We start from the raw sequence: 12,763 nt of genomic DNA, 5'->3' as shown, positions 1-12,763 counted from the left end.
TTTGATTTCAAACTAAAGATAGCAATTATCGAATAATCTGAAAACCTTTCCTGTTCTTATTGCCCATACACCCTAAAGTTATCGAAACCGGCAAAATCATCATTTCCGTTCTGATCGATGCGTACTGAGATCCTTACGTTTGTAACACTATTAGGAACCACGATTACCTCGGTCCCTTCTGCGGTGAGGTTACCTGCCCCGTTCACTAAGGTAACGACCCCTTGACTTACGTCGTCGTGATAGACCTCATACTGTATATCATCTCCTGCATCATATTGATACACGTCATAATCAAAAGAAATTCTAGCATTATTTAGCGAGGAAACGTTCACGTTCACAAAAGCGATCTCATGAAAGAAATTACCACCGCCGTTGGGATTGTCAAGATCACGACAGCCCAGGAAATTTCCGGAAACAAGGTCTATTGCACCGGTTCCGGCTCCAAGTGTGGTAACAATATCCCAAATATCATCACTCACATTATATGTTGCCGGCGTAACAGTATAGTTCCAGCTAATGTTGGTGTCAAAATCTTGAATGGCCAAGGTTGTAGCTTGTGTGCTAAGCGTATAGACAATCTCCCAGTTGATCCCGTTCCACACCTCCAGAGTTCCGGTGCTCTCCACGAAGATCAATAAACCTGTGTCGGTAGAGGTGGTGGGAATAACATCACGTTCTGTCTGACTTGGCACTCTGGGTGGCATGAGACCGCCATAGTTCACATTGTTCGTTGTGCTGCTAATGTCTAACATTGCTGCGTCACTTGGGCTAACGGTTCCGATCCCTACCTGGGAAAGACCGAGGTAGCAACTGCTGCAAAATAATAAAAGGACTAATTTTTTCATGCTATGATTATTTTAAATCATAAGCAAATCAAATTTCAAGCGACTGAGGGCTTACCACATTCCAAAACAACAGCGTTCTCTCTTTTAAGAGATGCTTACATTTTGAAATGGACGGTAAAAATACTCGGGAAGTTGAACCTCTAAGTTAGGAAATTATTATTAAATCTGAAAAAAACCGCTTACGAGTCCAGATCGAAGGTTTCAGTAGGGTTCTCCTGTGGTTCGTACTGTAACATCCCCTCGCCGTTCGCAATAATTGTTGAAACGGTAGCGTCACCGGTTACATTAACAACCGTACGGAACATATCCAGAATTCGATCTACAGGAAAGATGATCGCGATCCAAGCCGGATTTAAACCAACCGAATCCAGTACAATGATCAACATTACCAATCCGGCACTGGGAACGGCGGCTGAACCAATGGAAGCAAGTGTCGCGGTGAGAACGATCGTCAACTGCTGCCCCAGCGTTAGATCGATCATGTGAAGTTGGGCCAAAAATACAACTGCCACTGCTTGATACAAACACGTTCCATCCATGTTCACGGTGGCACCAATAGGTAATACAAAGCTCGTTATCTTTTTATCTACACCTAGATTCTCTTCTACACACTCCATGGTCACCGGTAAGGTAGCCGCACTGCTCGAAGTTGAGAATGCAAGCGTTTGTGCAGGACTCATGGCCTTGAAAAAGCCTGTGTAAGGAATTTTCTTCACAAATAACTTTAAGATGGTCGGGTACACTACAAAGATCATAAGCATTAGGCCTAAAAAGACTGTTAATGAGTACCAGCTTAATCCTTTAAAGATCTCATAAACTTTACCAATATCGTCGCCGGCCATCTTACTCACGACACCAGCCAGAAGTGCAAAAACAAAGAAAGGCGCAGCCTGCATCGTTAGATCCACCATTTTAAGGAAGACCTCCATGGCACTATCCATAAAACTCGTAACAGCTTGCGACTTTTCGTTCGGGATCAATAATAAGCATACACCAAAGAACAACCCGAAGAAAATGATCTGTAACATCAGTCCGTTGTCTGTAAGTGACAGAAAGAAATTCTGTGGCACGAGGTCCACCAAAGGTTGCAAGGGAGTCGCATCCTTTGTCTCATCTGCGGTTTTCATCTTTTCTGTGACCGCGGCATCTTGTAATTCACTTTTGGATAGCTCTGTGATACGTTGTGCCCGTTCAAAAAATTCGGGTTCTTGCAGATAGTTGATACCATCCTTTATTTCGTATCCTTGAGAACTTGCCCAGAGCTCGTAGCTAATCCTGTTGTCGATGCGACTTTGTTCATCTACCAATTTTCCGGGCTTAACCACATTTACAAGTGCCAATCCAAGGCTTACCGCCAAAACAGTAGTGACCAGATAAGCGAGCAATGTTTTTCCTCCCATTCGACCCAAACTACCGGCGTCACCAATATTGGCCACACCGCTAATAATGGAAACCAACACCAGGGGAACAGCGATCAATTTCAGTAAATTGATAAAAATAGTCCCGAACGGAGCGATCCAATTGATCGTGAAGGAACTCCATCCCAACTGACTGGACAGCAACGCCCAAATAATACCCAATACCAATCCGATGATTATTTTCCAGTGCAGTGCTAATTTTTTCATAGGTGTTGTTTATTTTTCGATGTTGAAAGGCGTTAAATTACGTATTAATATTTACATTTTGGAAACCCGGTTCAATAACCAAAAATCGGCTAAAACAAGTGCAGCCATTGCCTCTACAATAGGCACTGCGCGGGGTACCACACAGGGGTCGTGCCTTCCTTTTCCCTGCATTTCTACAGTTTCTCCTTTTTTGTTGATAGTTTCTTGTTTTTGCATAAGTGTAGCAACGGGCTTGAAAGCAACCGAAAAGTAAATTTCTTCTCCATTACTAATTCCTCCCTGTATGCCGCCACTGTTATTAGTTTTGGTGGTACCATCCTTATTGAACGCATCGTTGTGAATACTTCCCAGTAGCTTTGTTCCTTCAAAACCGCTACCGTACTCAAAACCTTTTACGGCATTTATGGACAACATCGCCTTCCCCAGTTGGGCATGTAATTTGTCGAAGACCGGCTCCCCAAGACCCATAGGAACATTTTTGATTACACAGGTGATCACTCCGCCTACGGTATCCCCTTGCTTTCGAACCTCCTTGATATACGATTCCATGGTCTTTGCCATGACGGGGTCTGCACAGCGAACCGGATTTTTTTCTATTTCTGAAAAATCCAATTCTTTATAGGGCTTGGTGAGTTGTAATTTTCCAACTCCTGAAACATAGGCATTAATTGAAATGCCTTTTAAGATTTGTTTTGCGACGGCACCCGCAACGACCCTACAGGCGGTTTCCCGCGCCGAAGAACGTCCTCCGCCGCGATAATCTCGTGTGCCGTATTTCTTTTCGTATGTGAAATCGGCGTGTGAAGGCCTGTAGGTATCTTTAATATGGGAGTAATCTTTCGATTTCTGATTGGTGTTTTTTATAAGGAATCCAATAGGGGTGCCAGTGGTGGTGCCTTCAAAAATGCCGGAAAGAAACTCTACTTCATCTTCTTCCTTACGCTGTGTTACAATGGCCGACTGTCCGGGTTTCCTTCGTTGCATCTCTGCGGCAATTGCTTCAAAGTCGATCTTAATTCCCGCAGGACACCCGTCTATGATGCCGCCTATGGCAGTACCATGTGATTCGCCGAAGCTAGTGAGTTTAAAAACTGTTCCGAAGGAATTTCCAGCCATAATCGCATTTTGAACAAATGTAAATGTTCTAATTGAATCCTAAAAATAAACTATTTGCTTAATGTTTCAGAAACACTAAAAGCCCAAACATAACCTTCAGTAGAACTAATGATAACACTGCTGTAAAAATAATTTGATCCCGTTTAGATTTCTTTGTAAGAAATTATTGCCCTTGAAACGAAAAGTTGAAGTAGTGGTCTTGTCCGACATCCATTTGGGGACCTATGGATGTCACGCTAAGGAAGTCTTACATTATTTGAACGCTGTAAAGCCAAAGAAGTTGATCCTTAACGGGGATATAGTGGATATTTGGCAGTTTAGAAAGCGGTATTTTCCAAAAGCACATCTCTTGGTGATCAAAAAGATCTTTGCGCTGGCAGCCAAGGGAACCCAGGTCTATTACGTTACCGGCAATCACGATGAAAAGATGCGACGCTTTACAGGAACGAAGATGGGAAACATTCGTGTTGTCGATAAACTGGTTCTTACATTAGATGGAAAAAAAGCTTGGTTCTTTCATGGCGATGTATTTGATGTCTCGATACAACACGCAAAGTGGCTTGCGAAATTAGGAGGTTGGGGATACGACTTGCTAATACTGTTAAACAGACTTATCAATACGCTTTTAGAGCGAATGGGCAGAGAGAAATATTCACTCTCTAAAAAAATAAAGGACAATGTTAAAGGTGCCGTAACGTTCATTTCAAATTTTGAGGCAACAGCTTCTGAACTTGCCATCGAAAATAAATATGATTTTGTGGTCTGTGGTCATATACACCAACCTGCCATAAAAAAAGTGGTGACAGACAAAGGTAGCTGCGTTTACATGAATAGCGGCGATTGGGTTGAGAATCTAACGGCTCTGGAATATAACAACGAGCGCTGGCATTTGTTCCATTTCAATACGAAAAAGCGCATCCCCAATCCCGATGAATGGCCGGCCGTAACAGAAGACACCGATATTTCTTCCCTTATTTCTGCTTTTTCGGCTTACAGTGCATTCCCAATCTGATCGCTTGGCAGGAGTGCATGTCGTAAAATACTAACAGGATGGAGTGCTTTCTTTGCGGTGCCATCCTCTATTTGATGTCTGCAACTGGTGCCATTCGCCGCAATTATGGTATCCTGTGACGCTTTGCGAAGCACCGGAAATAGTTTTAATTCCCCTATTTGCATGCTCAGATCGTAATGCTCTTTTTCATAGCCAAAGCTTCCCGCCATGCCACAACATCCGGAAGGGATGATTGTAGGGTTATAGTTAACGGGCAGATTGAGCAGATCGAACGTGACTTTTTGATTGCTGAGTGCTTTTTGATGGCAATGCACATGGATCTTTATTTTTTTTGCTTCGGAAGTGAACTGTTTAGCGGTGATAGTGCCTTTTGCGATTTCTGAAGCGAGGAATTCTTCTATCAAGAATGTGTGTTTGGTTATTCTTTCAGCTGAAGGGAGATCGGTCGTTAACCGAAGATATTCATCCCGAAATCCCAGAATGGCCGAAGGTTCAATGCCAAGCAGCGGGGTGCTTTCAGCAACAAGATCCTTTAAAAATGTTATGTTCTTATCGACCTGTATTTTGGCTTCCTCCAGCATTCCTTTGGAAAGTAGCGCACGTGCGCTGTCAAGATGATCTACAACCGTAACCTTATACCCCAACCCGATTAGCAACTCATACGCATCCACTGCGATCTGCGATTCCAGATAATTACTGAACTCATCAACAAAAAGCAAAACAGAATATCCAGTAGAAGTCTGATTGTTAATACTTTTGTATAACTTACTGAAACTTTTACTTGATATACGTGGCAGCTTCCGTTGAGGGGCAATTCCGTTCCATTTTTTTATCTGTTTCGAGAGCCAGGCATGGCCGAATATCCAATTCGATACTCCCGGAAAACGTGCGGCTTGCTTATTGTAGAAAGAACTCTTTCCGAAGCGTTTATTGGAAGGTGTTATACCGTGAACCTTTTGATATTGGTAAAGGAATTCTATTTTGGCAGTAGCCATGTCTACATTGCTGGGGCATTCACTGGAACATGCCTTGCAACTTATACAAAGATCGAATACCTCCTTAAGTACATCCGAATTAAACGCATTTGCATTTTTAGGATTTGTGAGCACTTCTCGTAAAGCGTTGGCCCGGGCGCGCGTCGTGTCCTTTTCGTTTAACGTAGCATGATAGCTGGGACACATGGTGCCGCCGGCAGTTGCCGGTTTTCGGCAATCCCCACTCCCGTTGCACTTTTCTGCCAAGCGCAGGATTCCTCCCGAATCTTCAAAATTGATCTTAGTGACCACTTCAGGTTCTTTTCTGTTCACTTCATAACGCAACGATTCGTCCATTTTGTAGGCATCTACGATCTTTCCGGGATTCAATATAGAACCGGGATCGAAGGCTTGTTTGATACGTTGCAGTAAACGGTAGTTTTTCGATCCGATGAGCATGGGTAGAAATTCGGCTCTTACAATTCCGTCCCCGTGTTCCCCGGAAAACGAGCCCTTGTATTTTTTTGTGAGCATGGCAACATCGGTGGTGATCTTTCTAAAGAATGTTACATCCCTGGCTTCTTTCAAGTTTAAAATGGGCCTTAGGTGTAATTCACCCGCGCCGGCATGTGCATAATACACTGCATTCTGGTCGTATCGCGCCATGAGGTCGGAAAACTCGCCAATAAACGCCGGCAGATCGGTTAAGGCAACCGCTGTATCTTCAATACAGGCGACCGCTTTCGCATCACCTACCATGTTACCCAGTAAACCAAGACCTGCTTTGCGTAACTCCATGGCCATATCGATCTCTTCACCCCTAAGTACCGGAGCACTGTAACTTTGCGCCGAGTGCTGTAATGATTGCAACAGTGCATCTGTTTGCAGGGAAAGCTCGGCCGGGTCATGCGACCTTAACTCCAATAGCAACAGGGTCTTTGGGGCGCCTTCTACAAAAAAGCGGTACGCTTCATACTTCTTGTTCTTTTTTGTACAGTTGAGGATGATGTCATCCATCATTTCGCAGCTGAAGAGATTGTGCTCCATGACCTTATTGACATCGTTCAAGCAGTTGCGAAGGGTTTCATAATGCGCAACAACCATAGCCGAATGTATGGGAGGGAGCTCATCCAGTTGAAGAACGATCTCTGTGGTAATTGCAAGTGTCCCTTCACTTCCGCACAAAAGCGAACAAAGGTTTACGGGCGCTTCAGAGGTCGAGAATACTTCAGAATCAAGCAGCGCATCGACAGCATAGCCGGTATTCCTTCGGTGGATCTCTGGTTTAGGGAACTCTTTTTTTATCTCTTTTTGTACTTCTTCCGAAGATAATTCTGCCAGAAGCATTTTGTAGAGGCACCCTTCAAAAGTTTCTGATTGTGCTTTTTGAAGAAATTCAGACTTTGAGAGGGGTCCAAATTCTGCCAGATCTCCATTTGAAAGCACCGTTGAGAGTTTAAGAACCTTATCCCTTGTAACTCCGTATTGAATGGAGGTGGTACCGCTGGAGTTGTTGCCTACCATCCCTCCTATCATACAACGGTTGGAAGTTGACGTATTAGGACCAAAAAAAAGTCCGTATGGTTCCAGGAACCTATTTAAATCGTCGCGAATAACGCCCGGCTGTATGGTAACGGTTTTAGCCTTTATATCCACCGCGATGATCTTTGTAAAGTATTTTGATACATCCACGACGATACCTTCCCCTACACATTGTCCTGCCAATGAGGTTCCTGCAGTTCGCGGAATGAGTGAAGTTTTATATTCTGTCGCAAATCGCACAAGACATTGAATGTCCTGAACGGTACGAGGAAAAGCTACGGCTATGGGTATTTTTCTATACACCGAAGCATCTGTAGCATAGATGGATCTGTGGAGTTCATCCCAACGGAGATCTCCTTCCAATTGGTTGGATAATTGATGTAGGAAGTTTTCCCATTCCATGACCGTAAATGTAACAAACAAGAGGCATTTCTTTAACAAAACTTTCTATAATACAAGTTAATTTTTCGGATAGCCTTAACATGTTGCCATAGATAATAGGACTACTTTTATTCCGTTAACAACCCTAAACACATAAATATGAAAAAAGTACTTTTAGTAGTTATCGCGATTGTTGCCTTCTCAATGCAGGCTGAAGCTCAAACGGTAGCCAAGAACGCCTTAGGTCTCCGGCTTGGGGATAGCGATGGCTTTGGAACCGAGATAAGCTATCAGCGCGGACTGGGTGACAATAACAGACTTGAAATAGATCTTGGATGGCGTAGCAGTAATAATTTTGACGCCTATCGAATTACGGGACTGTACCAATGGGTATGGAATCTTGACGGTGGCTTTAACTGGTACGTTGGTGTTGGTGGAGGTGTTGCACAGGTAGACTTCGATGACGATTTTCCCGGTTTTAATGATGACACTGAAACGTATCTCTACGCCGCAGGGGATATAGGGATCGAATACGATTTTGATATTCCGCTGTTATTATCACTGGATTTCCGGCCCGAAATAGGTTTTGGGGATTTCAATGACGATGTTGATTTCGACATTGCCTTAGGTATTCGCTATCAATTTTAAGCGCATTACTTGATAAAAATTAAAAGACCCGCAAGTTGCGGGTTTTTTGTTGCTGTTATCTGAAGTTTTCTTATTACTTATTAAACGAATATTTAAACACTACCGGAACCGATTGTTTTTCGAACTTTACAAGGATGAACGGGGAAGTGAGCACTGTAGTCACATAGTCGCCGGATTCTGGAGATTCACCACCAATATACAGCACTACTTGCTCTTCTTCTCGTACAATGGAGTCTATCGCTACCGAATAGCCACCTGAGGAAAGTTCGCCGGCTGTTATAAATGCGACCTGTTGTTTCGAAAAATCAATTTCAGGAACAGGAAGTCCGGGTTTTCGGGTACTGTTGATCGTATCATAAACACGTTGCAGTGCCGATTGATCTGTCAAAAGACGTTCTTGTTTATTGGTAAAATTACTGTGACTACCCTGTTCAATAATAGTAAAATCTATGGAATCGGTCATTGGAGGTTTCGAATTGTTCGTGCTACTTTTACAGCTCAACATAAAGCTTAGAAGCACTATACAAAGCCCAATGGCTGTTTTATTATATTTTCTGAAAGGCTTTTTCATATAAGGTTTCATATAATGGGACCACATTTTTAGTATCGAACTTTCGGGAGGCTTCCTTTGCTTGCTTTTTGAACTGTGCTAAAGTTTTATCATCCTTTAGGATCTGCAATGCATTGGTCGCCATCTCATCCACATTACCCACATCACTTAAGTACCCGCTCACTCCTTGGACATTTACCTCTGCCAACCCACCGGTATTGCTGGAAATTACCGGGACGCCACAAGCCATTGCCTCCAGTGCAGCAAGACCAAAGCTTTCCTTTTCTGAAGGTAATAAAAAGAGATCTGTAAAACACAGGATCTTATTGATCTCGCTACTGTTCCCTAAAAATAATACTTTTTCCTGAATTCCTTTTTTAGCACACAAAGCCTCACAGGCTTCCTTTTCGGGACCTTCTCCTACCATTATGAGCTTAGCGGGTATCTTTTTCTGAATACGGTCAAAGATCTCTATAACATCCATGACACGTTTTACAGGGCGTAAATTACTAATATGCGTAATGATTCTTTCGTCCTTATCAGCCATAAGATCACGCTGACACTCGGTATACGGGTTGTCGTGTTTTGCCACATCAATAAAGTTGGGAACCACATCAATTTCGTTCGTGATATCGAACAATCGCAGTGTATCTTCTTTAAGACTCTCGGAAACCGAAGTTACCACTTCACTTTTGTTAATACTAAACGTCACGGCAGGTTTATAAAATGGATGGTTTCCCACCAATGTGATATCGGTTCCGTGTAAAGTGGTTACCATGGGAATATAGATGTTCTCTTCTTCGAGCATTTTTTTTGCCATATATCCCGCATATGCGTGTGGGATCGCATAGTGCACATGTAGTAATTCGATACCGTACAATTTTACCATGTTCACCAATTTGCTCGATAAGGCCAATTCATAGGGCTGATAATGAAACAACGGATAATCCGGGACTGTTACTTCGTGATAGTGAATATTGTGCGATACCAGTTCTAATCGTACAGGCTGATTGTAGGTAATAAAATGAATCTCATGGCCCCGTTCTGCCAGGGCGATACCCAGTTCGGTAGCTACTACGCCACTACCCCCAAAGGTTGGATAACAAACTATCGCAATTTTCATAGGTCGGTGTTTTTAAAATCGATCGCTTCGTAGATAACAGATTGGATATTACTTCTCAAATTGCTGCCAATTAGTTTCCGGTTGTCGGCACTAGGATACGTTCTGTTAGAAAGAAATACATACACGATCTCTTCGTCGGGATCTGCCCAGGTAAGCGTTCCGGTAAAACCACTATGACCAAAACTCGTCATGGAAACACAGCCGCATGTAGGGCCAACATCTCCCAATTGAGGTTTGTCGAACCCGGCGCCGCGTCGTATATCGCTTTCACAGTAATAGCACGTATTAAAAGCGTCCAGGGTTTGGGGTTTAAAGTAGCGTTTTCCGCCATAAAAGCCTTTCCAAAGATACATCTGCATAATTTTAGCAACATCATTCGCATTACTGAAAAGTCCGGCATGACCTCCAACCCCGCCTAACATTGCTGCTCCTTGGTCGTGAACATATCCGTGAACTTTCTGCATACGGAAACTGTAATCGTCCTCTGTGGGAACGATATCGATCTTAGAGAATTTCTGAAGCGGATTATAGGTTGTATAATTCGCACCCAGATTCTCATAAAGATTACGCTGTACCAGCTTGTCCAAAGGAGTTCCGTAGAATTCTTCCAGATATTTTTTCAGTATGTAATAAGGCAAGTCGCTGTATTTGTATCCCGGTCTGTCCCGTAATTCACTCTTCCGTATGATATCGTAGATAGAATCTTTATAATCTGTACGCATATACAGGTCTTCTGCTACTTGCAGATCAAATGTTTCAGAAATAAATTTTGAATAATACTTTTCTGCAGGTTGCTTTGTGACCGAGTCCAGCGTTCCAATATAAAAAGGAATCCAGGCTTGTAGTCTTCCTGTATGGGTAAGGATCTCTTTAAGGGTGATATCCCCTTTATTCGAATTTTTATATTCCGGGAGCATTTCAGAAAGTTTGGTGTCCATCGACAAGACATCGCGGTCTACGAGTTCCATCACCAAGGGCAGTGTTGCCAAAATTTTGGTAAGCGATGCCACGTCGTACACATCATCACTTTTTACGGCATTCTTGTTTTCCTGAGTGTGGTAACCAAAATTCTTCTGGTACACTACTTTCCCCTTGCGAGCTACCAATATCTGCATTCCCGGGGTCATGCCTCCATAGATTCCTGTGCGTGCGAGCGAATCTATTTTTCGTAGCGTAAAACTGTTCATACCCACGCTCTCCGGTGTACCGTATTGCAAACGATTCATACTGTTCGTTTCAATAGAGGTGTGCAACGGAAGATCGGGTCCCAAAGAAACCGGCAACTGACCGTTTGCCTTTCTCGCTCCAAAAATCAATTGAGCAGACAGTTGCTGACTCACTTCGCTATTTTGGTATGAAAGCACAATACCTTCAAAATTGGCACGGCTTCTCAGGCCTAACAACGCATAGGGTCGAGCAAATACATCGAGGATCACCTTATTTGTGCGAGCGATCTCATAGATCCAGACCAATTCATTTTCAGTGAACTCGTAATCTTTCCAGGGTGACGCATTCGATTTATGAAAACCAATGATCACATGTGTGTAGGTGGCTAACTTATTAATGTAACCGTCTAAATCTTCTGCTTTAACCCAATCCACTTGTGCATATTGTTGCAATTGCTCCAAAAAAGCACTGCCGTCGTCATCGCCAAAATTCACATAGGCAATGGAGCTGTTTTGCAAGTCTTTGATAGGAAGAATATCTTGATCATTCTTTAGCACCGTAAGCGCCTTTTCCATGGATTCTTCATAAAGGACTGCATCTTGGACCGTATTGAGCTCTTCAACTAAATAATTAGTATCCACCGGGGAATAATTGTGCAGACCTACCTTGTATTTTGCGTACAGAATTTTTTTCACTGAATGCTCCAGCCGTTCTTCGGTAATGACTTTTTCACGATAGGCATTCACCAATAGCTGGTGTGCTTTCGGGATGTCTTCAGAAATCAGTAAAACATCGTTCCCTGCGAGAAACGCAGCCAGATCTATCTCCCCGGGTGACGAAAAGTTGGAAGCTCCTTTCATATTCAGGGCATCGGTAAAAATGAGTCCGTTAAAACCCAGCTGTCCTTTTAGCATATCTGTAACGATGGTTCTGGATATGGAAGATGGATAATCGCTGCGCTCTTCTAACGATGGGACATTTAAATGAGCAACCATCACACTGCTGAGACCGTTGTTGATAAGACGTTTGTAAGGATAGAGCTCTACACTGTCTATGCGTTCTTTACTGAAGTTGATCGTGGGAAGCGTCTTATGAGAATCGGTATCGGTATCACCATGACCGGGAAAATGTTTCGCATTAGCCAAGATTCCTGCACGTTGCATACCCTTCATAAACGCTAGGGCCTTTTCGGTTACATTTTCTTTATCTTCACCAAAAGAACGATTTCCGATAATTGGATTCTTCGGATTGGTATTAATATCTGTTACGGGAGCGAAGTTAATGTGTACGCCCAGTCGTTTGCAGTGTTCACCAATACGTTCCCCCACTTTTTCAACGATATTATTGTCCTTGATGGCGCCCAGTGTCATGTTCCAGGGGTACGCAAAGGTAGAGTCCAGCCGCATGGCAAGTCCCCATTCGGCATCCATGGCGACCATAAGCGGAATCCGTGAGGATGCTTGAAATTCGTTATTCAGCTTGGCTTGTCTCATGGGTCCGCCTTTCGAAAAGATCACCCCGCCAATGTATTGATTGGCGATTAAGTCTTTCACCTTATCGGTTTTGGACGTGGGGTCACTGGAAAACACATCGACCATGAACAATTGACCGATCTTTTCCTGAAGGGACATATTGCCATAGATACTATCGACCCATTTTTGTTGATTCTGAAAATCGTCCTTGACGATTAATGGATTAACTTGCTGTGAAAATACAGGGAATAGAACGAGTGCAAGAAGTGAGGTTGCAAGCAATTTTTTCATATACTGAAAGGTACAAA

Annotated in this window: 9 protein-coding genes; 2 read left to right on the top strand and 7 right to left on the bottom strand. The window is 43.2% G+C overall.

The genetic code is table 11. The annotated features are described in order from the left end of the window. Positions 1–56: 56 nt before the first annotated feature. From JS40_RS02870 to aroC, 3 genes are all read right to left on the bottom strand, one after another. A complete protein-coding gene (locus JS40_RS02870) occupies positions 57–845 on the bottom strand; it encodes a hypothetical protein (protein WP_034258187.1) in 789 nt (262 codons plus the stop codon). Positions 846–1,024: 179 nt separating this feature from the next. Next, the gene (locus JS40_RS02865) at positions 1,025–2,470 is read right to left on the bottom strand and encodes a dicarboxylate/amino acid:cation symporter (protein WP_034258185.1); all 1,446 of its coding nucleotides are present in this window, start codon (positions 2,468–2,470) and stop codon (positions 1,025–1,027) included. Between the two features lie 51 nt (positions 2,471–2,521). After that, positions 2,522–3,586 (bottom strand): chorismate synthase, encoded by a 1,065-nt coding sequence (gene aroC / locus JS40_RS02860; RefSeq protein WP_034258183.1) that lies wholly within the window; start codon positions 3,584–3,586, stop codon positions 2,522–2,524. A 172-nt stretch (positions 3,587–3,758) separates the two neighbouring features. Here aroC and JS40_RS02855 point away from each other — a divergent pair, with 172 nt between their 5' ends. Further along, positions 3,759–4,598 carry a UDP-2,3-diacylglucosamine diphosphatase gene (locus JS40_RS02855; RefSeq protein ID WP_034258182.1) on the top strand — a complete coding sequence of 280 codons (840 nt, stop codon included), beginning with the start codon at positions 3,759–3,761 and terminating at the stop codon, positions 4,596–4,598. Here JS40_RS02855 and JS40_RS02850 read toward each other — a convergent pair. After that, positions 4,577–7,516, bottom strand: a complete 2,940-nt coding sequence (locus JS40_RS02850) for an FAD-binding and (Fe-S)-binding domain-containing protein (protein ID WP_034258181.1) — start codon at positions 7,514–7,516, stop codon at positions 4,577–4,579. The two genes, JS40_RS02855 and JS40_RS02850, sit on opposite strands and share 22 nt — an antisense overlap. A gap of 138 nt (positions 7,517–7,654) precedes the next feature. Here JS40_RS02850 and JS40_RS02845 point away from each other — a divergent pair, with 138 nt between their 5' ends. Continuing rightward, positions 7,655–8,143: a hypothetical protein gene (locus tag JS40_RS02845; RefSeq protein ID WP_034258179.1), complete on the top strand. Its 489-nt coding sequence runs from the start codon at positions 7,655–7,657 to the stop codon at positions 8,141–8,143. A gap of 73 nt (positions 8,144–8,216) precedes the next feature. On the opposite strand, the gene JS40_RS14750 is transcribed toward JS40_RS02845, so the two are convergent. From JS40_RS14750 to JS40_RS02830, 3 genes are all read right to left on the bottom strand, one after another. Further along, entirely contained in the window at positions 8,217–8,606 is a 390-nt protein-coding gene (locus JS40_RS14750; RefSeq protein WP_160172947.1) for a protease complex subunit PrcB family protein, read from the bottom strand. A gap of 82 nt (positions 8,607–8,688) precedes the next feature. Continuing rightward, on the bottom strand, positions 8,689–9,816 hold the full coding sequence (gene bshA, locus JS40_RS02835) for an N-acetyl-alpha-D-glucosaminyl L-malate synthase BshA (RefSeq protein ID WP_034258177.1): 1,128 nt from the start codon (positions 9,814–9,816) through the stop codon (positions 8,689–8,691). Further along, entirely contained in the window at positions 9,813–12,746 is a 2,934-nt protein-coding gene (locus JS40_RS02830) for a serine hydrolase domain-containing protein (RefSeq protein WP_034258175.1), read from the bottom strand. Before JS40_RS02830 ends, bshA begins: the two co-directional genes overlap by 4 nt. Positions 12,747–12,763 lie beyond the last annotated feature (17 nt).

It is taken from the genome of Altibacter lentus (assembly GCF_000746845.1).
Lineage (GTDB): Bacteria > Bacteroidota > Bacteroidia > Flavobacteriales > Flavobacteriaceae > Altibacter > Altibacter lentus.
Note: the sequence above shows the minus strand (reverse complement) of the source record. Positions and strands in the feature narration are given on the sequence as shown.

Coding starts and splice junctions, on each gene's coding strand:
- JS40_RS02870 (WP_034258187.1), bottom strand. CDS start 845: ATGAAAAAATTAGTCCTTTTATTATTTTGCAGCAGTTGCTACCTCGGT.
- JS40_RS02865 (WP_034258185.1), bottom strand. CDS start 2,470: ATGAAAAAATTAGCACTGCACTGGAAAATAATCATCGGATTGGTATTG.
- aroC (WP_034258183.1), bottom strand. CDS start 3,586: ATGGCTGGAAATTCCTTCGGAACAGTTTTTAAACTCACTAGCTTCGGC.
- JS40_RS02850 (WP_034258181.1), bottom strand. CDS start 7,516: ATGGAATGGGAAAACTTCCTACATCAATTATCCAACCAATTGGAAGGA.
- JS40_RS02845 (WP_034258179.1), top strand. CDS start 7,655: ATGAAAAAAGTACTTTTAGTAGTTATCGCGATTGTTGCCTTCTCAATG.
- JS40_RS14750 (WP_160172947.1), bottom strand. CDS start 8,606: ATGACCGATTCCATAGATTTTACTATTATTGAACAGGGTAGTCACAGT.
- bshA (WP_034258177.1), bottom strand. CDS start 9,816: ATGAAAATTGCGATAGTTTGTTATCCAACCTTTGGGGGTAGTGGCGTA.
- JS40_RS02830 (WP_034258175.1), bottom strand. CDS start 12,746: ATGAAAAAATTGCTTGCAACCTCACTTCTTGCACTCGTTCTATTCCCT.